This window comes from Streptomyces sp. NPDC058373 (assembly GCF_042723275.1).
Classification (GTDB): Bacteria; Actinomycetota; Actinomycetes; order Streptomycetales; family Streptomycetaceae; genus Streptomyces.
Genome location: NZ_JBHXJE010000024.1, coordinates 45,539 through 67,559 on the forward strand (window position 1 = coordinate 45,539; position 22,021 = coordinate 67,559).

The 22,021-nt window shown below is 72.2% G+C and carries 15 protein-coding genes; 12 read left to right on the top strand and 3 right to left on the bottom strand.

What is annotated here, in order from left to right; genetic code table 11:
- Positions 1–46: 46 nt before the first annotated feature.
- The gene (locus ACFWMZ_RS16055) at positions 47–1,873 is read right to left on the bottom strand and encodes an AMP-dependent synthetase/ligase (protein WP_383179940.1); all 1,827 of its coding nucleotides are present in this window, start codon (positions 1,871–1,873) and stop codon (positions 47–49) included.
- A gap of 607 nt (positions 1,874–2,480) precedes the next feature.
- On the opposite strand from ACFWMZ_RS16055, the gene ACFWMZ_RS16060 reads away from it, so the two are divergent.
- Entirely contained in the window at positions 2,481–4,031 is a 1,551-nt protein-coding gene (locus ACFWMZ_RS16060; RefSeq protein ID WP_383179943.1) for an alanine/glycine:cation symporter family protein, read from the top strand.
- Positions 4,032–4,096: 65 nt separating this feature from the next.
- Here the strand turns inward: ACFWMZ_RS16060 and ACFWMZ_RS16065 are convergent, their stop codons facing one another.
- Entirely contained in the window at positions 4,097–4,966 is an 870-nt protein-coding gene (locus tag ACFWMZ_RS16065; protein ID WP_383179945.1) for a LysR substrate-binding domain-containing protein, read from the bottom strand.
- A gap of 176 nt (positions 4,967–5,142) precedes the next feature.
- On the opposite strand from ACFWMZ_RS16065, the gene ACFWMZ_RS16070 reads away from it, so the two are divergent.
- Complete coding sequence (locus ACFWMZ_RS16070) at positions 5,143–6,156, top strand: bile acid:sodium symporter family protein (RefSeq protein ID WP_383179947.1); 1,014 nt, start codon at positions 5,143–5,145, stop codon at positions 6,154–6,156.
- 10 nt (positions 6,157–6,166) lie between these two features.
- Here ACFWMZ_RS16070 and fdhD read toward each other — a convergent pair whose 3' ends face one another.
- Complete coding sequence (fdhD, locus tag ACFWMZ_RS16075; protein WP_383202072.1) at positions 6,167–7,009, bottom strand: formate dehydrogenase accessory sulfurtransferase FdhD; 843 nt, start codon at positions 7,007–7,009, stop codon at positions 6,167–6,169.
- 233 nt (positions 7,010–7,242) lie between these two features.
- Between fdhD and ACFWMZ_RS16080 the strand changes: the two genes are divergently transcribed.
- From ACFWMZ_RS16080 to ACFWMZ_RS16125, 10 genes are all read left to right on the top strand, one after another.
- A complete protein-coding gene (locus ACFWMZ_RS16080; protein ID WP_383179953.1) occupies positions 7,243–8,643 on the top strand; it encodes an OFA family MFS transporter in 1,401 nt (466 codons plus the stop codon).
- On the top strand, positions 8,624–8,770 hold the full coding sequence (locus tag ACFWMZ_RS16085; RefSeq protein WP_383179956.1) for a hypothetical protein: 147 nt from the start codon (positions 8,624–8,626) through the stop codon (positions 8,768–8,770). The genes ACFWMZ_RS16080 and ACFWMZ_RS16085 overlap by 20 nt, the downstream gene beginning before the upstream one ends.
- A 160-nt stretch (positions 8,771–8,930) precedes the next feature.
- Entirely contained in the window at positions 8,931–9,887 is a 957-nt protein-coding gene (locus tag ACFWMZ_RS16090; protein ID WP_383179959.1) for a beta-ketoacyl-ACP synthase III, read from the top strand.
- 314 nt (positions 9,888–10,201) lie between these two features.
- The gene (locus ACFWMZ_RS16095) at positions 10,202–11,383 is read left to right on the top strand and encodes an ROK family protein (RefSeq protein WP_383180051.1); all 1,182 of its coding nucleotides are present in this window, start codon (positions 10,202–10,204) and stop codon (positions 11,381–11,383) included.
- Positions 11,384–11,813: 430 nt separating this feature from the next.
- Positions 11,814–13,337, top strand: coding sequence for a sugar ABC transporter ATP-binding protein (locus ACFWMZ_RS16100; protein WP_383179962.1), 1,524 nt, complete (start codon positions 11,814–11,816; stop codon positions 13,335–13,337).
- Positions 13,334–14,380, top strand: a complete 1,047-nt coding sequence (locus tag ACFWMZ_RS16105; RefSeq protein ID WP_383179965.1) for an ABC transporter permease — start codon at positions 13,334–13,336, stop codon at positions 14,378–14,380. Before ACFWMZ_RS16100 ends, ACFWMZ_RS16105 begins: the two co-directional genes overlap by 4 nt.
- A 63-nt stretch (positions 14,381–14,443) precedes the next feature.
- Entirely contained in the window at positions 14,444–15,487 is a 1,044-nt protein-coding gene (locus tag ACFWMZ_RS16110; RefSeq protein ID WP_383202075.1) for a substrate-binding domain-containing protein, read from the top strand.
- A 107-nt stretch (positions 15,488–15,594) separates the two neighbouring features.
- Entirely contained in the window at positions 15,595–16,827 is a 1,233-nt protein-coding gene (locus ACFWMZ_RS16115; protein ID WP_383179971.1) for a Gfo/Idh/MocA family protein, read from the top strand.
- Between the two features lies 1 nt (position 16,828).
- Entirely contained in the window at positions 16,829–17,833 is a 1,005-nt protein-coding gene (locus ACFWMZ_RS16120) for a sugar phosphate isomerase/epimerase family protein (protein WP_383179974.1), read from the top strand.
- A gap of 240 nt (positions 17,834–18,073) precedes the next feature.
- Positions 18,074–21,799: a ThuA domain-containing protein gene (locus ACFWMZ_RS16125; protein ID WP_383202078.1), complete on the top strand. Its 3,726-nt coding sequence runs from the start codon at positions 18,074–18,076 to the stop codon at positions 21,797–21,799.
- Positions 21,800–22,021: the final 222 nt, after the last annotated feature.

A 22,021-nucleotide genomic window follows, 5' to 3' on the forward strand; every position in this document is an offset into this window, starting at 1 on the left:
GGAACCGGCCGGGGGTACCGGCGCCGACCGCCGTGCGGACACCGCGTCAGGCGCGGTACAGCGCCTCCAGCTCGGCCGCGTAGGACTCCTCTATCGCCTTGCGCTTCAGCTTCAGTGACGGGGTGAGCAGCCCGCGTTCCTCGGTGAACTGGTGGCCCAGGATGCGGAAGGTGCGGATCGACTCGGCCTGCGAGACGAGCGTGTTGGCGGCGATGACGGCGCGCCGCACCTCCGTCTCCAGATCCGGGTCGCGGACCAGCTCCGCCGGGGTCAGCTGCGGTTTGCCGCGCATCGTCAGCCAGTGCGCGACCGCCTCGGTGTCCAGGGTGACCAGCGCGGCGATGTAGGGCCGGTCGTTTCCGACGACGACGCACTGGGCGACCAGCGGATGGTCGCGGACCCGCTCCTCCAGCGGCCCGGGCGAGACGCTCTTGCCGCCGGAGGTCACCAGGATCTCCTTCTTGCGGCCGGTGATCGTCAGGTAGCCGTCCTCGTCCAGCCGGCCGATGTCCCCGGTGGCGAGCCATCCCTCGCGCAGTGCCGTACGGGTGGCCTGCGGGGCGTTGAGGTAGCCGCGGAAGACGTGGTCCCCGTGGAGCCACACCTCGCCGTCGTCCGCGATGTGCACCGTGGTGCCCGGCAGCGGCAGGCCCACCGTGCCGTACCGGGTCCGCTCCGGCGGGTTGGCGGTGGCGGCGGCGGTCGACTCGGTCAGGCCGTACCCCTCGTAGATGGTGATGCCCGCCCCGGCGAAGAAGAGGCCGAGCCGCCGGTTCATCCCCGAGCCGCCCGACATGGCGTGCCGCACCCGGCCGCCGAGGGCGTCCCGGACCCGCGAGTAGACCAGCTTGTCGTAGAGCTGGTGCTGCATCCGCAGCCCCGCCGTCGGGCCGGGACCGGTGCCGAAGGCGCGCGCCTCCATCGCCTCCGCGTACCGCACGGCGACCTCCACCGCCTTGCCGAACGGCCCCTCGCGCCCTCCCCGTTCGGCCTTGCGCCGCGCCGAGTGGAAGACCTTCTCGAAGATGTACGGGACGGCCAGCACGAAGGTCGGCCGGAAGGCGGCCAGGTCCGGCAGGAGCGCCGCCGCGTTCAGCTCCGGCTGGTGGCCGAGCTTGACCCGGCCCCGGACCGCCGCGACCTGCACCATACGGCCGAAGACGTGGGCGAGCGGCAGGAAGAGCAGGGTGGACGCCTGGTCGCCGGGGCGGGAGTGGAAGACCGGCTCCCAGCGGCTGATCGCGGTGTCCGACTCGAACATCAGGTTGGCGTGGGTGATGACGCAGCCCTTGGGCCGGCCGGTGGTGCCCGAGGTGTAGATGAGGGTGGCGGTGGTGTCGGGGGTGACGGCCCTGCGGTGCCGGTGGACCGTCTCGTCGGTGATCTCCGCGCCCGCCTTGACCAGAGCCGTCACGGTGTCCGCGTCCAGCTGCCACAGCCGCCGCAGCCCGGGGAGACGGTCGACCACCGAACCGATCGTCATCGCGTGGTCCTCGTGCTCGACCATCGCCGCCGACACCTGCGCGTCGTGCAGCATCCACGCCACCTGCTCGGCCGAGGAGGTCGGGTAGACCGGGACCACCTGCGCGCCGACCGTCCACAGGGCGAAGTCGAAGAGGGTCCACTCGTAGCGGGTGCGGCACATGATGGCGACCCGGTCCCCGAATCGCACGCCGTCCGCCAGCAGCCCCTTCGCCAGCGCCAGCACCTCGTCGCGGAACCGCGCCGACGTCACGTCCCGCCAGTGGCCGTCCGGCCCCTTGCGGGCCAGTGCCACCCGGTCCGGGTCGGCGTCGGCATGGTCGAAGACGGCGTCGGCGAGACCGCCCACCGGCGGGGCCGACGCCGACGGGGGAGAGGTGAACTCGCGCACGCGCTGCTCCTGAGGGGACGCCCTGCCTGACCTGAATGCCCTGACAGCGCGGTGACGCTACCCCAGTCGCGTCCCGGGCGGGAGAGACGGCGCACAGCCGCACTCCATGGCATACGCACTGGCCAGCCAGGGGGAATCCGGCGACAAAGGGGAAGGGCGGGACAGAATACTGACCCACCGGTAAGTGGAATCGGGCCGATCTGCACCGGATCTGTGCAGGACGGTCACCCTGACCGGGGTTCGGGGGCGGGCCTTCACATGCCCGCGGCCCGGCCGGCGGGGAGCCGCCCGTCCTCGGCGGCGGACCGTGCCGCGTCGGCGTGTTCGCTCAAAGGATGCTCAGATCCGGATAACGATCGAGTCACCGCGGGTGCGAAATGCCCCTCAGCGCCTTTCCTGGTGTGATTCCCGCCACGACGATGAGGAGACGGTGCGTGCTATCAATGCGCAACTCCGCCGACGGCGCGCCCCCACTGCCGCCCGCCGGTGAGCCACCTCCGGCAGGCACCGGGGGCGGCGTGAGCACCGACCGGACGCCCGCCGTCCGTGCCCGTACGCCATGTCTCGCGTCCCCATCGCGTGGACCATGCGCCCCCAGAGGAGCCAGATGTCACTCGACTCCATCACTCGTTCGATCGACAGCGCGGTAGGCGGCTTCTTCGAGCCGATCGCGACGTGGCTCGGCGACGTCATCTTCTACGCCGTCACCATCAACGGGGCCGAGGTCCCCCTCATCGTGGCCTGGCTGGCCGTCGCCGGCCTGGTCTTCAGCGGCTGGTTCGGCCTGGTCCAGTTCCGGAAGTTCGGGCTGGCGCTCCGCGTCGTCCGCGGGAAGTACGACGAGAAGGGTTCCGCGGGCGAGGTCAGCCACTTCCAGGCGCTGACCGCCGCGGTCTCCGGAACGGTCGGCCTCGGCAACATCGCCGGTGTGGCCGTCGCCGTGAGCATCGGCGGCCCGGGAGCCACGTTCTGGATGATCGTCTGCGGTCTCCTCGGCATGGCCACCAAGTTCGTCGAGGTGACCCTCGGCGTGAAGTACCGCGAGGTGCATGCCGACGGCACGGTCTCCGGCGGGCCCATGCACTACCTGCCCAAGGGGCTCGCCGAGCGCTTCGGCGCACGCGGCGCCAAGCTCGGCAAGGTGCTGGCCGTGCTGGCCTCCGCGATGATCCTCTTCTTCGGCCTCTTCGGCGGCAACCTCTTCCAGGTCAACCAGTCCTACGCCCAGCTCGCCGCCGTCACCGGCGGCGAGGACGGGCTCATCGGCTCGTCCGGGGGCGCCCTGCTCTTCGGCATCGTCGTCGCGGCACTGGTCGGTGTGGTGCTGCTCGGCGGTATCCGGTCCATCGCCTCGGTCACCAGCCGCCTGGTCCCCGCGATGGCGGCGATCTACGTGGTCGCGTGCCTGGTGGTCATCGCCGTCAACGTCACCGCCGTCCCGGCCGCCTTCGGCACGATCATCGAGGGCGCCTTCAACCCCGAGGGCGTCGCCGGCGGCATCCTGGGCGCGCTGATCGTCGGCTTCAAGCGCGCGGCCTTCTCCAACGAGGCGGGGCTCGGCTCCGCCCCGATCGCCCACTCCGCCGCCAAGACGCGCCACCCCGCGAGCGAGGGCCTGGTCGCCCTGCTCGAACCCTTCATCGACACCGTGATCATCTGCACCATGACGGCCCTGACCATCGTCATCGCCAACCCGGCCAGCTGGGCCGAGGCGCGGGCCGGAGAGTCCATCGGCGGCGTCACCATCACCTCGGACGCCTTCGAGACGGTGCTGCCCTGGTTCCCGTACATCCTGACGGTCGCGGTTCTGCTCTTCGCCTTCTCGACCGTGCTGACCTGGGGGTACTACGGCCTGAAGGCGTGGACCTACCTCTTCGGACGCAGCCGCGCCAGCGAGACGCTCTTCAAGGCCCTCTACACCGTCTTCGCGGTCGCCGGGTCGCTGCTCACGCTTCAGACCCTGATCGACCTCGCCGACGCGGTGCTGTTCACCCTCGCGGTCATCAACATCATCGGGCTGTACCTGCTGGCGCCGGTCGTCAAGCGGGAGCTGAACTCGTTCCTCCGGTTCGTCCGGGCCAAGGACCGGGGTGAGAGCGTCGAGGGCGGGGACGCCGAGCCTGAGGCGGGGGAGGACACGGTGGCGCGTACGCCCTGACCGTCACGCTCACCTTCGCCGGGCCCGCTCCGCACGTGCCGTACGTCGCGGTGCGGGCCCGTCGCTCAGCCCGGCCCCCGCAGCCGGTCGCCGCCCTCCAGGATGGCGCGGGCCAGCGCCCGCGCGGGCGCCGGGTCGCCCTGGCCCGGCGCCTCGCCGTGGGCGAGGACGAACTCCACCTCGCCCAGCTCCGGGAGCCCGGCGCGCTCGGGGACCCGTACCAGGCCCGGCGGGATCAGTCCCCGGGCGTGCGCCATCACGCCGAGCCCGGCGCGGGCGGCGGCGAGGAGGCCGTTGAGGCTGCCGCTGGTGCAGGCGATCCGCCACGGCCGGCCGTGCCGCTCCAGGGCGTCCAGCGCGCGGGCCCGGGAGATGCCAGGCGCCGGGTAGACGATGAGCGGCACCGGGTCCTCCGGGTCGAGCCGCAGGCGCTCCGCGCCGATCCACACCAGCCGGTCGCGGCGCACCAGCGGCGCGGGCGGGTCCTGCGGGCGCCGCTTGGCGAGGACCAGGTCGAGCTTGCCCGCCGCCAGCCGCTCGTGCAGCGTCCCGGAGAGCTCCACCGTCAGCTCCAGCTCCACCTCGGGATGGTCGTCCCGGAACGCCTCCAGGATCTCCGGCAGCCGGGTCAGCACGAAGTCCTCCGAGGCGCCGAACCGCAGCCGCCCGCGCAGCCGCCTCCCGCCGAAGAAGGCCGCCGCCTGCTCCTGCACCTCCAGGATGCGGCGGGCGAAGCCGAGCATGGCCGCACCGTCGCCGGTCAGCTCCACGGTGTGCGTGTCGCGCAGGAAGAGCGCCCGCCCCACCTGCTCCTCCAGCCGCCGCACGTGCTGGCTGACGGTGGACTGGCGCACGCCGAGCCGCCGCGCCGCCTGGGTGAAGCTCAGCGTCTGGGACACGGCGAGGAAGGTGCGCAGCAGCGCGGGATCGTACACACCCGCAGGCTATCGGGCTCCGTGATGACAGTCAGTGCGGTGTACGGGATTCCCGATCGCGGGCCGGCGGGAGATGCTGGACCCGAACCCTCCGGCACCGCGCCCCGCGCAGGTGACCGGCCCCTCCCGTGCCGCCGCCCGTGGACGGCACCCGGCCCCGACCGAGGAAGACACCCGTGACACGCCCGCGCAGGCGGCTGAGGCTGCCCGTCGACCCGTACATCCTGACGCTGCTCGGGATGGTGGCCCTCGCGACGCTGCTGCCGGCCCGGGGAGCCGCCGCCGAGGTGGCCTCCGGTGCCTCCACGGTCGTGGTCGGCCTGCTCTTCTTCCTCTACGGCGCGAAGCTCTCCACCCGGGAGGCGATGGACGGGGTGCGCCACTGGCGGCTCCACACCACCGTGCTGGCCTGCACCTTCGTCGTCTTCCCGCTGCTGGGGCTGGCCGCCAGGGGACTGGTGCCGTGGCTGCTCACCCCGGCGCTGTACGGCGGCTTCCTCTTCCTGTGCCTGGTCCCCTCCACCATCCAGTCCTCGATCGCCTTCACCTCGATCGCCAAGGGCAACGTGCCGGCCGCCATCTGTGCCGGGTCGTTCTCCTCGCTCGCCGGGATGGTCCTCACCCCGCTGCTCGCCGTGGTGCTGCTGGGCTCCTCCGGGGGCGGCTTCTCGGCGGACTCCGCGGTGAAGATCGTCCTCCAGCTGCTCGCGCCCTTCCTCGCCGGGCAGCTCCTGCGGCGGTGGATCGGCGGCTTCCTCGTCCGGCACAAGCGGATCATCGGCTTCGTCGACCGCGGGTCGATCCTGCTGGTCGTCTACACCGCCTTCAGCCAGGGCGTGGTCGCCGGGATCTGGCAGCAGGTGACCTGGCCGCGGCTGCTCGCCCTGCTCGCCGTCGAGGCCGTCCTGCTCACCGTGATGCTGGCGCTCACCTGGTACGGGGCGGCGCGGATGGGCTTCGACCGGGCCGACCGGATCGCCGTCCAGTTCGCCGGATCGAAGAAGTCCCTCGCCGCGGGCCTGCCGATGGCCACCGTGCTCTTCGCCTCGCACGCCTCGATGGCGGTGCTGCCGCTGATGCTCTTCCACCAGATGCAGCTCATGGTCTGCGCGGTCATCGCCAAGCGCCGCGCCCGCGACCCCGAGGCGGCAAAGGAGCCGGTGCCGGTGGCCGGGCCCGGCGCCGCCTGAGACGGGCGGCTCAGCCGGCGTCGGCCGGCAGGGCGATCCGCTCCTCGCCCGCGTACACGTTCATCGAGGCCCCGCGGAGGAACCCCACCAGGGTCAGCCCGCTCTCCCGGGCCAGCTCCACGGCGAGGGAGGACGGCGCGGAGACGGCCGCCAGCATCGGGATGCCTGCCATCACCGCCTTCTGGACCAGCTCGAACGAGGCGCGCCCCGACACCAGCAGCACCGAGTCGCGCAGCGGCAGCCGCCCCTGCTGCAGGGCGCGGCCCACCACCTTGTCGACCGCGTTGTGCCGCCCCACGTCCTCCCTGGTGTCCACCAGCTCACCGTCCGGGGTGAAGAGCGCCGCCGCGTGCAGCCCGCCGGTGCGGTCGAAGACCTGCTGGGCCTCCCGGAGCCGGTCGGGCAGGGTGGAGAGCAGGGCGGGAGTGAGGCGGACGCCGTCGTCGCCGGTCAGCGGGTGCCGGGTTTTGGTGCGGACCGCGTCCAGGCTGGCCTTGCCGCACAGGCCGCAGGAGGACGAGGTGTAGACGTTCCGCTCCAGGGAGATGTCCGGCAGCGCCACCCCGTCGGCGAGCCGCACGTCCACCACGTTGTACGTGTTGTAGCCGTCGGCGGTGGCGCCCGCGCAGTACACGATGTTGGCCAGCTCCGAGGCGTCGGCGAGCACGCCCTCGCTGATCAGGAACCCGGCGGCGAGCGCGAAGTCGTCGCCGGGCGTGCGCATGGTGATCGCCAGCGGCTTGCCGTTCAGCCGGATCTCCAGGGGCTCCTCGGAGACCAGGGTGTCCGCCCGGGAGGAGACGGCACCGTCCCGGATACGGAGGACACGGCGGCGTTCGGTGACTCGGCCCATGGAGCGGTCCTGGTTCTGTGCGTACGGCGGCCCGGTCGGCCCTGCGCGGAGGCCGTGCGGGCGCCCGGCCGGGGGCCTGGAGCCCGGCCTCCACGGTGTCATTCTTCTCCAGGACCGCCGGCCCGAACCCGGCCGGGGGCGTGACACGCCTGACGGCCGGGCCACGCACCCGTTCGGACCGGCCTTGTCCGAACACTTCCCAACGCCGGAACCGGTTCCTAGGGTTCCGGATCATGACGACTCCCCCCACCCCCGCCCGCCGCGGCGGCCCGGTCGCGCCACCCGGCTGGAGCCGGTGGCTGGTCCCGCCGGCCGCGCTCTCGATCCACCTCTCCATCGGCCAGGCGTACGCCTGGAGCGTCTTCAAGCCGCCGCTGGAGTCGGCGCTCGGCCTCAGCGGCACGCAGAGCGCCCTCCCCTTCCAGCTCGCCATCGTCATGCTCGGCCTCTCCGCGGCCTTCGGCGGCACCCTCGTCGAACGCAACGGGCCCCGCTGGGCCATGACCGTCTCGCTGGTCTGCTTCTCGTCCGGCTTCCTGATCTCCGCGCTCGGCGCCGCCACCGCCCAGTACTGGCTGATCGTCCTCGGCTACGGCTTCGTCGGCGGCATCGGACTGGGCATCGGCTACATCTCGCCCGTCTCCACCCTGATCAAGTGGTTCCCCGACCGCCCCGGCATGGCCGCCGGCATCGCCATCATGGGCTTCGGCGGCGGTGCCCTCATCGCCTCGCCCTGGTCGGCCGCGATGCTCGACGCCTTCGGCGGCGGCACCCGGGGCATCGCCCTCGCCTTCCTCGTCCACGGCCTGAGCTACGCCGTCTTCATGGCCCTGGGCGTCGCGCTGATCCGCACCCCGGCCGCGCGGGTGGCGGCGGGCGGGCGCGACGGCGAGGCCGTCCGGGTCCCGGTGACCGGCCCCGGCGTCTCGGCCCGGTCGGCCGTCCGTACCCCGCAGTTCTGGTGCCTGTGGGTCGTCCTGTGCATGAACGTCACCGCGGGCATCGGCATCCTGGAGAAGGCCGCGCCGATGATCTCCGACTTCTTCGCGGACACCCCCGCGCCCGTCTCGGCCGCGGCCGCCGCCGGATTCGTCGCCCTGCTCTCCGCCGCCAACATGGCCGGGCGGATCGGCTGGTCGAGCACCTCCGACCTGATCGGCCGGAAGAACATCTACCGCCTCTACCTCGGCGTCGGCGCCCTGATGTACCTGCTCATCTCGCAGTTCGGGGACGCCTCCAAGCCCCTGTTCATCCTCTGCGCGCTGGTGCTGCTCTCCTTCTACGGCGGCGGCTTCGCCACCATCCCCGCCTACCTGAAGGACCTCTTCGGCACCTACCAGGTCGGCGCCATCCACGGCCGCCTGCTCACCGCCTGGTCCACCGCGGGCGTCCTCGGCCCGCTCATCGTCAACCAGATCGCCGACCGCCAGGCCGCCGCCGGACACAGCGGGCCCGAGCTGTACGGGCTCTCCCTGACCGTCATGACCGGCCTGCTGATCGTCGGCTTCATCGCCAACGAACTGGTCCGCCCGGTCCACCCCCGCCACCACGTCACCCCGCCCGACGCGAGCCCCGCCGCCGCGCCGGAGCCCGCCCCGAAGGAGGCCGCCGCCCATGACGACGCCACCCGCTGAGAACGCCGCCGCGCCGGAGCCCCGGCGCCGGGCCCTGACCGCCTTCGCCTGGCTCTGGGTGGGGCTGCCGCTCTGTTGGGGCCTGTACGAGCTGGGGGTGAAGGCCGCACAGCTGTTCACCGGCTGACACCCGCGCGGGTACGGGCGCCGGGCGGGTCCGGCGCGGGTGGGTGATGTCTCCAAGGGTCGTGCCCGAATCCTGTGGCATCACCTGCCCCGCTACCGGTGAGTCGCTGACCAGACTGGAGGATCCGTTCGTCATCCGGACACGAGGGGGACCCCGCTCCATGATCGGCACCCGTATCGCCGCCGTCGGCCACTACCAGCCGGCCCGCGTACTCACCAACGAGGAGCTGGAGGAGATGGTCGACACCAGCGACGCGTGGATCCGCAGCAGGGTGGGGATCCGCACGCGGCGGATCGCGGGGCCCGACGAGCCGGTGGACGAGCTCGCCGCGCACGCCGCCGCCAAGGCGCTGGCCTCCGCGGGGGTCGAACCGGCCACCGTCGACCTGGTCGTGGTCGCCACCTCCACCGCCATCGACCGCTCCCCGAACACCGCGGCCCGGGTCGCCGCCCGGCTCGGCATGATCTCCCCCGCCACCCTCGACCTCAACGTGGTCTGCGCCGGGTTCACCCACGCCCTGGCCACCGCCGACCACGCGGTGCGCGCCGGCTCGGCCGAGCGCGCCGTGGTGATCGGCGCCGACAAGATGTCGCAGGTCGCGGACTGGGCCGACCGGGGAACCTGCGTCCTGGTCGGCGACGGGGCCGGGGCCGCGGTCGTCACCGCCGACCGCGCGGAGAGCGGCGGCGGTGTCGCGGGCATCGGCCCCGTCCTGTGGGGCTCGGTCCCCGGGCTCGGCCACGCCGTACGCATCGAGGGCACCCCGCCGCGCTTCGCCCAGGAGGGCCAGAGCGTCTACCGGTGGGCCACCACCACGCTGCCCCCCATCGCCCGCAAGGTCTGCGAGCGTGCCGGGATCGGCCCCGAGGAGCTTGCCGCCGTCGTCCTCCACCAGGCCAACCTGCGGATCATCGAACCGGTCGCCGCCAAGCTCGGCGCGGTCAACGCCGTCGTCGCCCGGGACGTCGTGGAGTCCGGCAACACCTCCGCCGCCTCCATCCCGCTGGCCCTCTCCAAGCTGGTCGAACGCGGCGAGATCAGCACCGGCGACCCCGTCCTGCTCTTCGGCTTCGGCGGCAACCTCTCGTACGCCGGACAGGTCGTGCGCTGCCCGTGAGCGGCGGCCCGTCGACGCCTTCGGGGGCCCGCGAGGGTCCGCGTACCGCCGCCACCTGGGAGGACGGCGGGGTGGCCGGGGGCGGGCGGGCGGCTTGGCGGGAGGCGCGGCTCCCCGGCTTTGTCCTGTGAATGGAAAAAGTCGGGGGTAATTCCCGCTCAACTTCTTCCCACACCCGGCAGGCACTGCTACGTTCCCCTCGAAAGCGCGAGCGGCGAGCCCGGCGTACCCCAGCGAGGACGCCCGCGGCCCCGCCGTTCGCAGAGGTTTCCCCGCACCGTCAGGCCAGGGGGAGGGAGGGGCGCGTGAGACGCATGACCGCAAGACCGGCCAACGCACACCAGGCGCGCCTGCTGCGGCTGCTCCGCGACGGCGGCGCCCACTCCCGCGCCCAGCTCGGCGAGGAGGTCGACCTCTCCCGCTCCAAACTCGCCGTCGAGGTCGACCGGTTGCTGGAGACCGGCCTGGTCGTCGCCGACGGGCTGGCCGCCTCGCGCGGCGGCCGGCGCTCGCACAACATCCGCCTCGCGCCCCATCTGCGCTTCCTCGGCGTCGACATCGGCGCCACCTCGGTCGACGTGGCCGTCACCAACGCCGAGTTGGAGGTGCTCGGCCACATCACCCAGCCGATGGACGTCCGCGAAGGCCCGGTCGCCGTCTTCGAGCAGGTCCTCGACATGGCCGAGAAGCTGAAGGCGTCCGGCCTGGCCGAGGGGTTCGACGGCGCCGGGATCGGCGTACCCGGCCCGGTCCGCTTCCCCGAGGGCATCCCCGTCGCCCCGCCGATCATGCCCGGCTGGGACGGCTTCCCCGTCCGCGAGGCGCTCAGCCAGGAGCTGGGCTGCCCCGTCATGGTCGACAACGACGTGAACCTCATGGCCATGGGCGAGCAGCACGCCGGAGTCGCCCGCACCGTCGGGGACTTCCTCTGCGTCAAGATCGGCACCGGCATCGGCTGCGGCATCGTGGTCGGCTCCACCGTCTACCGCGGGACCACCGGCAGCGCGGGCGACATCGGCCACATCCAGGTCGAGCCCGAGGGTCTGCCCTGCGCCTGCGGCAACCAAGGGTGCCTGGAGGCCCACTTCAGCGGCTCCGCGCTGGCCCGGGACGCCGAGCAGGTGGCACGGGAGGGCCGTTCGCAGGAACTGGCCGCCCGGCTGGAGGCCTCGGGGCGGCTCAGCGCTGCCGACGTGGCCGCCGCGGCCTCCGGCGGCGACACCGCCGCACTCGAACTGATCCGGCGCGGCGGCCGCCACACCGGCCAGGTCATCGCCGGACTCGTCTCCTTCTTCAACCCCGGGCTCGTGGTGATCGGCGGAGGAGTGACCGGCCTCGGCCACACCCTGCTCGCCGCCATCCGCACCCAGGTCTACCGCCAGTCGCTGCCGCTGGCGACCGGCAACCTGCCCATCGTCCTGGGCGAGTTGGGGCCCGCCGCCGGAGTCATCGGCGGCGCCCGGCTCATCAGCGACCACCTGTTCTCGCCGGCCTGACAGGCCCGGCGCGCACCACCCCGCCCGGCCCGCCGGACGGACCGCACCACCCGCACCACCGCACCATCGGCGTCCCGTACGCCACCCGCAAGGCACGCACCATCCGCACCGCCCGCAAGGCGCACCACCGCCCCGGCCGAGCCGCGCCGGGACCGGACCGTACCCGCACCACGCGCACCACCGAGCCGTACCGCTGAGCCGCACCACCCGCGCACCCTCCGGGCGCCCGCACGACAACCGCCGTGCCCGCGCCCCGCACGAAGCAGCACCCGTACCGCAGCAGCCCTGCCCCTGACCCGTCCGCACCACCGGCACCGTCAGCACCCGTACCCGCAGCAGCTCCGCACCGCCCACGCACCGCACCACCGCGCCGTCGGCGCGCGGTCCGCCCTGCCCGCTCACCGGCCGTCATCCGCCGAGGGGAACCGCCATGGCACCAGAACCGCCCCTGCTCACCATGTCCGGCATCGCCAAGTCCTTCCCGGGCGTCCGCGCCCTCGACGGGGTGGACCTGGAGGTCGCCGCGGGTGAGGTCCACTGCCTGCTCGGCCAGAACGGCGCCGGGAAGTCCACACTCATCAAGGTGCTCGCCGGAGCCCACCAGCCCGACGAGGGAACCATCACCTGGCAGGGCGAGCCGGTGACCCTCAAGTCGCCCATCGCCGCGATGCGCCTCGGCATCGCCACCATCTACCAGGAACTCGACCTGGTGGAAGGGCTCAGCGTCGCCGAGAACGTCTACCTCGGTCACGAGCCGACCAGCGCGGGGTTCGTCGTCCGGGGCGCCGTCGCCCGCGAACGCGCCAACACGCTGCTGCGCCGCCTGGGCCACCCCGAGATCGACGCCGGGACACTCGTCGGCGACCTCTCCGCCGCGCACCAGCAGATCGTCTCGATGGCCCGCGCCCTCTCCCACGACGTCCGCCTGATCGTGATGGACGAGCCGTCCGCCGCCCTCGACCCCGACGAGGTCGCCAACCTCTTCCGGATCGTCTCCTCGCTCACCGCCGAGGGCGTCGCCATCGTCTACATCTCCCACCGGCTGGAGGAGATCCGCCAGATCGGCGACCGGGTCACCGTCCTCAAGGACGGCCGCGCCGTCGCCCAGTCGCTGGCGGCGGACGCCACCCCCACCCGTGACATCGTTTCCCTCATGACGGGCCGCACCGTCGAGTACGTCTTCCCCCAGCGGCCCGAGCAACCCGCCCCGGCCGACGTGGCACCCGTGCTGACGGTCGAGAACCTCTCCCGGCCCGGCGAGTTCGAGCCGCTCGACCTCCAGGTGCGGCCCGGCGAGATCGTCGGCCTCGCCGGACTGGTCGGCTCCGGACGCTCCGAGATCCTGGAGACCGTCTACGGCGCCCGCCGGCCCGCCACCGGCCGCGTCGCCGTCGACGGCACGTGGCTGCGCACGGGCAGCGTCCGCGCCGCCGTCCGGGCCGGCGTCGGCCTCGCCCCCGAGGAGCGCAAGGCGCAGGGCTTGCTGATGCTGGAGTCGGTCACCCGCAACGTCTCCGTCTCGGCCCTCTCCCGCTTCTCCCGCGGCGGCTGGGTCGACCGGGGCCGCGAGCGCGCCGACGCCCGCGCCGCCACCCGCGAGCTGTCGCTGCGCCCCGACAACCCCGAGACCCCGATCCGCACCCTCTCCGGCGGCAACCAGCAGAAGGCGGTCCTGGCCCGCTGGCTGCTGCGCGGCTGCCGGGTGCTGCTGCTGGACGAACCGACCCGAGGCGTCGACGTGGGCGCCCGCGCCGAGCTGTACGCGGTGATCCGCCGGCTCGCCGACGAGGGCCTCGCCGTCCTCCTCGTCTCCAGCGAGGTCCCCGAAGTGCTGGGCCTCGCCGACCGTGTCCTGGTGCTCCGCGAGGGCCGGGTCGTCCACCAGGCGCCCGCGCAGGAACTCGACGAACACCGCGTACTGGATCTAGTGATGGAAGGGACCCCGACGACATGACGCAGCCTGCCCCCTCGGCTCAGCAGGGCGGGCCCGGTGCCGGCCCGCCGCTCGAACTCGGCAAGGACGACCCCGGCCCCGCCGCCCCGGGCGGAACGCGGTTCTTCCGCCCGGACCTGCGCACCCTCGCGCTGCTCGGGGTGCTCGCCGCCCTGATCCTCGTCGGCGGCATCACCCGCCCCGACGAGTTCCTCGCCACCACCAACCTGCAACTGGTCCTGGTCCAGTCGTCGGTGATCGGTGTGGTCACCGTCGGCATGACCTTCGTGATCATGTCCGGCGGCATCGACCTCTCGGTGGGCGCCATCGTCGCCCTCGCCTCGGTCTGGGCGACCACCGTCGCCACCCAGGACTTCGGCTTCACCGGCATCCTCTTCACCGCCGTCCTGGTCGGCCTCGGCTGCGGCCTGGTCAACGGCGTGCTCATCGCGTACGGCCAGATGGTGCCGTTCATCGCGACGCTCGCCATGATGGTCTCCGCGCGCGGCCTCGCCCTGCTGATCACCGACGGCAACACCCAGATCGTCACCGTCGACTCGGTGCTCGACCTCGGCTCCCGCAGCTCCTACATCCTCGGCGTACCGCCGCTGGTGATGGTCTTCGCCGCGGTCACCGTGATCGGCTGGCTGCTCCTCAACCGCACCACCTTCGGCCGCCGCACCGTCGCCGTCGGCGGCAACGCCGAGGCCGCCCGCCTCGCCGGGATCGACGTCCGCCGCCAGCGCCTCTACCTCTACCTGCTCTCCGGCCTGTGCTGCGGCATCGCCGCCTTCCTGCTGGTGATCCTCTCCGGCTCCGGCCAGAACACCAACGGCAACCTCTACGAACTCGACGCCATCGCCGCCGCGATCATCGGCGGCACCCTGCTCACCGGCGGGCGCGGCACCATCGTCGGCTCCGTCCTCGGCGTCCTGATCTTCACCACGATCACCAACATCTTCGCGCTCAACAACCTCCAGAGCGACGTCCAGCAGATCGCCAAGGGCGCCATCATCGTCGTCGCTGTGCTGGTCCAGCGCCGCTCCGCCCAGCACACGACCTAGCGCCCCCACTTCCCCCCCCGGCCGAGCCCCGCCCACGAGCCGCATCCCGAAAGGGCCACCACCATGCCAGAGATCCCCAGCCGCAGAGGACTGCTCCTCGGTAGCGCCGCCCTCGGCGCCGGCGCCTTCCTCACCGCCTGCACCAGCAACGAGCCGAAGGAGTCGTCCGGCTCCACCGACAACCAGGCGGCCGCCGCCGACGACAAGCCCGGCAAGAAGGTCACCATCGGCTTCGCCGGACCCCAGGCCGACCACGGCTGGCTCAACGCCATCAACGTCAACGCCCGCGAGCGCGCCGAGAAGTACTCCGACGTCACCCTCGACATCACCGAGGGCTCCAACGACACCGCCGCCCAGATCGGCCAGATCGACACGCTGATCAACAAGAAGGTCGACGTCCTCGTCATCCTGCCCGCCGACGGCAAGGCGATGACCCAGGCAGGGCTCAAGGCGATGCGCGCCGGGATACCCGTCGTCAACCTCGACCGGGTCTTCGCCAGTCCGCAGGCGTACCGCTGCTGGGTCGGCGGCGACAACTACGGCATGGGGCTCAACGCGGGCCACTACATCGGCGAACTCCTCAAGGACAAGAAGAACGCCAAGGTCGTCGAGCTCTCGGGCCCGGACAACCTGGAGCTGACCAAGCAGCGCACCCAGGGTTTCGACGACGCCCTGAAGAACTACCCGAACATCAAGAAGGTCGCCCGCCAGCAGGCCGAGTTCACCGTGGAGACCGGGCAGGCCAAGATGGCCCAGATCCTCCAGGCGCAGAAGAGCTTCGACGCCATGTGGAACCACGACGACGACCAGGGCGTGGGCGCGCTGCGCGCCATCGACCAGGCCGGCCGCGACGACTTCGTCATGGTCGGCGGCGCCGGGGCGCTCTCCGCGATGGAGGCCATCCAGGCCGACAACAGCGTCCTGAAGGCCACCGTGCTCTACCCGCCGACCATGGCCGCCTCCGCCATCGACCTGGCCCGCGCGCTCGGCCAGGGCAAGGGCGTCAGCGGCCTCGCCGAGCACGAGATCCCCACCTCGCTGACGCTCTACTCGGCGGTCGTCACCAAGGACAACGTCAAGGAATACCTGCCGACCGGCTTCAAGTAGGCCGCGGAGCACCGCATTCCCAGGGCGGCCCCCAGCCGTACGACGGTCCCCGCGGCCCGCGCCGCGGGGGCCGGGGGCCGCCCCATCCCCAGGAGGAGGAAGACTGCATGCGAGAGACGGAGCAGGAGGCGGCCGGCGGCCGCCCGGCCCCGCCCGGGACCCCGCGTCTCGGTGTGGGCATGGTCGGTTACGCGTTCATGGGCGCGGCCCACTCCCAGGGCTGGCGGACCGCCGGACGCGTCTTCGACCTGCCGCTCCAGCCGCATCTGGCCGCGGTCTGCGGCCGCGACCCCGAGGCGGTGCGCACGGCCGCGGCCAAGCTCGGCTGGGACGCGGCCGAGACCGACTGGCGAGCGCTGATCGCCCGCGACGACGTCCAGCTCGTCGACATCTGCACCCCGGGTGACAGCCACGCCGAGATCGCCGTCGCCGCCCTGGAGGCGGGCAAGCACGTGCTGTGCGAGAAGCCGCTCGCCAACACCGTCGAGGAGGCCGAGGCGATGGTGGCCGCGGCCGGCCGGGCCGCCGCCCGCGGCCAGGTCGCCATGGTCGGCTTCAACTACCGGCGAGTCCCCGCGGCCGCGTACGCCCGCTCGCTGGTGGCCGAGGGCCGCCTCGGCGAGCTGCGCCACGTGCGGGTGCGCTACCTCCAGGACTGGCTGGTCGATCCCGCGTTCCCGCTGACCTGGCGGCTGCGCAAGGAGAGCGCCGGTTCCGGGGCGCTCGGCGACCTCGGCGCGCACGCCGTCGACCTCGCGCAGTACCTCACCGGTGAGGCGGTCGCCGGAGTCTCGGCGCTGACCGAGACCTTCGTCAAGGAGCGGCCGCTGCTCGCCGGTTCCTCCTCGGGGCTGAGCGGCGCGGGCGCCGTGGAGACCGGGCCCGTCACCGTGGACGACGCGGCGGTCTTCACCGCCCGGTTCGCCTCGGGGGCGCTCGGCACCTTCGAGGCGACCCGGTTCGCCACCGGCCGCAAGAACTCCCTCCAGGTCGAGCTGAACGGCGAACTCGGCTCGCTCGCCTTCGACCTGGAACGGCTCAACGAGCTCTCCTTCCACGACCACACCGAGCCCGCCGCCACCAGCGGCTTCCGGCGCATCCTGGTGACCGAGCCGGAACACCCGTACCTGGAGGGCTGGTGGCCGCCGGGCCACGGCCTCGGCTACGACCACACCTTCGTCCACCAGGTCCGCGACCTGGTGCACGCGGTCGCCGCGGGCACCGCCGCCGCCCCCTCGTTCGCCGACGGGCTCCGCGTCCAGCGGGTGCTGTCCGCCGTCGAGGAGAGCGCCGCCAAGAACGCCGTCTACACCCCCGTACCGGACCAGGAGGCGTCCTGACATGCCGCGCGAATTCACCCTCTTCACCGGGCAGTGGGCGGACCTCCCCCTGGAGGAGGTCTGCCGCCTGGCCCGCGACTTCGGCTACGACGGGCTGGAACTGGCCTGCTGGGGCGACCACTTCGAGGTCGACAAGGCGCTGGCCGACCCCGGCTACCTCGCCGGCCGCCACCAGCTGCTCGACAAGTACGGGCTGAAGTGCCGGGCCATCTCCTACCACCTGGTCGGCCAGGCGGTCTGCGACGCCATCATCGACGAGCGGCACCAGAACATCCTGCCCGCCCGCATCTGGGGCGACGGTGAGGCCGAAGGGGTCCGGCAGCGTGCCGCCGCCGAGATCAAGGACGCCGCGCGGGCGGCAGCCGCCTTCGGCGTCGACACCGTCATCGGCTTCACCGGCTCGGCCATCTGGCACCTGGTCGCGATGTTCCCGCCGGTCCCCGACGGCATGATCGACCGCGGCTACCAGGACTTCGCCGACCGCTGGAACCCGATCCTCGACGTCTTCGACGCCGAGGGCGTCCGCTTCGCCCACGAGGTCCACCCGGGCGAGATCGCGTACGACTACTGGACCACCCACCGGGCGCTGGAGGCGGTCGGCCACCGGCCCGCGTTCGGGCTCAACTTCGACCCGAGCCACTTCGTCTGGCAGGACCTGGATCCGGTCGGCTTCCTCTGGGACTTCCGTGACCGCATCTACCACGTCGACTGCAAGGAGGCCCGCAAGCGCCTCGACGGGCGCAACGGGCGGCTCGGCTCCCACCTGCCGTGGGGCGACCCGCGGCGCGGCTGGGACTTCGTCTCGGCCGGCCACGGCGACGTGCCGTGGGAGGACGTCTTCCGGATGCTCCGCTCGATCGGCTACCAGGGGCCGATCTCCGTGGAGTGGGAGGACGCGGGCATGGACCGGCTGACCGGCGCGCCGGAGGCGCTGGCCGCCCTGCGCAAGCTCGACTGGGACCCGCCGTCGGCCTCCTTCGACGCGGCCTTCGGCGGCCGCGACTGACCCCCGCCTGAGGCGCACACGCCCACGAGACCGGCCCGGCGGCAGTGCCGACGGGCCGGTCAGGGCTGCCCGCGCACCCCTTTGTCCTGTGCCGGGAGAAAGTTCAAGTTCCCTGCTGTGCAAGGGGTTTCCGGCGGGAACAAAGGTCGCTACGGTCCAGAGCGAGACCAGTACGGCTCCGGGGTGACGGCGCATCCCGGCAGCACCCCCACCCGCACGACGTCTTCCCGGAGGAACTCCGTGCACAGGAAACGTCCAAGACTCCGCCAAGCGGTGGCGCTCCTCACCGGCGCCCTCCTCACCAGCGCCTCACTGGGCCTGGCCGCGCTCCCCGCGAGCGCCGCCGACCCCGATGCCGTCAACGGCCCCGTGGCGGCCCCCACCTTCCAGCAGGTCACCCTCGCCAAGGGCGTCGAGGAGACCGGCGAGCCCATGACGATGGCCGTCCTGCCCGACGGCGGCGTCCTGCACACCGCCCGCGAGGGCGACCTGCGCCTCACCGACGCGGGCGGCACCACCAAGGTCGCCGGCACCCTCGACGTCTACAGCCACGACGAGGAGGGGCTCCAGGGAGTCGGGATCGACCCCGGCTTCGAGGAGAACCGCTTCATCTACCTGTACTACGCCCCGAAGCTCGACACCCCGTCCGGTGACGCCCCCGAGAACGGCACCGCCGCCGACTTCGAGCCCTACGACGGCGTCAACCGCCTCTCGCGGTTCGTCCTCGACGAGGACGGCACCCTCGACAAGGCCAGCGAGACGAAGATCCTCGACATCCCCGCCTCGCGGGGCATGTGCTGCCACGTCGGCGGCGACATCGCCTTCGACGCGGACGGCAACCTCTACCTGTCGACCGGCGACGACTCCAACCCCTTCGCCTCCGACGGCTTCACCCCCATCGACGAGCGCGAGGACCGCAACCCGGCCTTCGACGCCCGACGCAGCTCCGGCAACACCAACGACCTGCGCGGCAAGATCCTCCGCATCAAGGTCAAGGACGACGGCTCGTACGACGTCCCCGAGGGCAACCTCTTCGCCCCCGGCACCGAGAAGACCCGCCCCGAGATCTACGCGATGGGCTTCCGCAACCCGTTCCGGATGAGCGTCGACCAGGCCACCGGCATCGTCTACGTCGGTGACTACGGGCCCGACGCCGGCTCCGCCGATCCGAACCGCGGTCCGGCCGGGCAGGTCGAGTTCGCCCGCGTCACCGAGGCCGGGAACTTCGGCTGGCCGTACTGCACCGGCGACAACGAGCCGTTCAACGACTACGACTTCGAGACCAAGACCTCCGGCGAGCCCTTCGACTGTGACGCGCCGAAGAACACCTCGCGTCACAACACCGGCCTCACCGACCTGCCCCCGGCCCAGGCCGCCTGGATCCCGTACGACGGCGACAGCGTCCCGGAGTTCGGCAACGGTTCCGAGTCGCCGACGGGCGGCCCGGTCTACCGCTACGACGCCGGTCTCGACTCGCCGGTGAAGTTCCCCGAGGAGTTCGACGGGAACTTCTTCGCCGGAGAGTTCGGCCGCCAGTGGATCAAGCGGATCGAGCAGGACGAGGACGGCACCGTCGGCGCCATCAACGACTTCCCGTGGTCCGGCACCCAGGTCATGGACATGGAGTTCGGCCCGGACGGCGCCCTCTACGTCCTCGACTACGGCACCGGCTACTTCGGCGGCGACGCCAACTCGGCCGTCTACCGCATCGAGAACGCCACCGACGGCTACGCGCCGGTCGCCGTGGCGAGCGCCGACAAGACGTCGGGCCAGGGCCCGCTGGAGGTCGCCTTCTCCTCCGAGGGCACCGAGGACGCCGACGGCGACCCGCTCACCTACAGCTGGGACTTCGGTGACGGAGCCACCAGCGACGAGGAGAACCCCACCCACACCTTCGAGGAGAACGGCGTCTACTCGGCGACCGTGACCGCGACCGACCCGGGCGGGCTCAAGGGCACCGCATCGGTCCAGATCACCGTCGGCAACACCGCGCCGACCGTCACCCTCCAGCAGCCCAAGGACGGCACGCTCTTCAAGTTCGGTGACACGGTCTCCTTCAAGGTCGAGGTGACCGACCCCGAGGACGAGGAGATCGACTGCTCCAAGGTCACCGTCCGCTACATCCTCGGCCACGACAACCACGGCCACCCCATCACCTCGGCAGAAGGCTGCGAGGGCACCCTCAACGTCCCCGCCGACGGTGAGCACGACCCCAACGCCAACATCTTCGGCGTCATCGACGCCTCCTACACCGACACCGGCGCGGGCGGCCAGCCCGCGCTGACCGGCTCCGACCAGATCCAGCTCCAGCCCCGCCACCGGCAGGCCGAGCACTACGGCGACTCCGAGGGCGTCTCCCAGCAGAACAAGTCCACCGCCCACGGCGGCAAGACCGTCGGTGACGTCCACGACGGCGACTGGATATCGTTCAAGCCGTACAACCTCTCCGGCGCCGACAAGTTCACCGCGCGCATCGCCTCCGGCGGCAGCGGCGGCACCCTGGAGGTCCGCAGCGGATCGCCCACCGGCACCCTGCACGGCACCGCCACCGTCCCGGTCACCGGCGGCTGGGAGAACTTCGAGGACGTCGAGACCGAGCTGACCGACGTCAGCGAGGACACCACCGAACTCTTCCTCGTCTTCAAGGGCGAGGGTGAGGACTCCCTCTACGACGTGGACGACTTCATCATCGACGGAGCCGCCCCCGCCGCCGCCGACAAGAAGCTGCTGGTCTTCTCCAAGACCGCCGGCTTCCGCCACGACTCCATCCCGGCCGGCATCGAGGCCCTGAAGGAGATCGGCGCGGAGAACGGCATCGAGGTCGACGCCACCGAGGACGCCGCGCAGTTCACCCCGGAGAACCTGGCCGGGTACGACGCCGTCACCTTCCTCTCCACCACCGGCGACGTCCTCGACGGCGACCAGCAGAAGGCGTTCGAGGAGTACGTCGCGAACGGCGGCGGCTACGTCGGCGTCCACGCTGCCGCCGACACCGAGTACGAGTGGGAGTTCTACGGCGGCCTGGTCGGCGCCTACTTCGACTCCCACCCGCACATCCAGGAAGCCACCGTCGAGGTCGAGGATCACGACCACCCGGCCACCGCGCACCTCGGCGAGACCTGGGAGCGCACCGACGAGTGGTACAACTACGGCACCAACCCCCGTGAGCAGGCCCGTGTCCTCGCCACCCTGGACGAGTCCAGCTACGAGGGCGGCAACATGGACGGCGACCACCCGATCGCCTGGTGCCAGACCTACGAGGGCGGCCGCTCCTTCTACACCGGCGGCGGCCACACCCAGGAGTCCTTCGCCGAGGCCGACTTCCGCACCCACCTGGCCGGCGGCCTGAAGTACGCCACCGGCCTGGCCGACGCGGACTGCTCCCCGAAGGGCGGCGGCGAGGAGGAGGACGGCTACGAGCCGATCTTCGACGGCACCACCCTGGAGGGCTGGAAGCAGGCCGGACCCGGCGAGTTCACCGTCGACAACGGTGAGCTGACCACCACCGGCGGCATGGGCCTGCTCTGGTACGAGGCCAAGGAGCTCTCCTCCTACTCCCTCAAGCTCGACTGGAAGATGGAGGGTGACGACAACTCCGGTGTCTTCGTGGGCTTCCCGGCCTCCGACGACCCCTGGTCGGCCGTGGACAACGGCTACGAGGTGCAGATCGACGCCACCGACGAACCCGACCGCACCACCGGGGCCGTCTACACCTTCCAGTCCGCCGACATCGAGGCCCGCGACAAGGCCCTGAAGCCGCCGGGGGAGTGGAACAGCTACGAGATCAAGGTCCAGGGCGAACGCCTCCAGGTCTTCCTCAACGGGGTCGAGATCAACGACTTCACCAACGAGGACCCGGCCCGCTCCCTGACCGACGGGCACATCGGCCTCCAGAACCACGGTGACGACGACCACGTCTCCTTCCGCGACATCCAGCTGAAGGAACTGCCCATCCAGGGCGACTGAGCGACGGCGGGCGGCGGACGCCGGACCTCCGCCCGCCGTCTCACCCACCTTCCGGCACCCCACCCGCTCACCCCACGGGGACGGGCGGCCCACCGCCGCCCGTCCCCCGACCGGGGCCCGGGTCCGTCCGACGGGACCAGGGGCCCGGGCACTGTGCCCGGCTCCGGGCCCGCTCGTACCGCCCACCGCCCCTCTCCGGTTCCGCTTCCCGTTCCGGATACG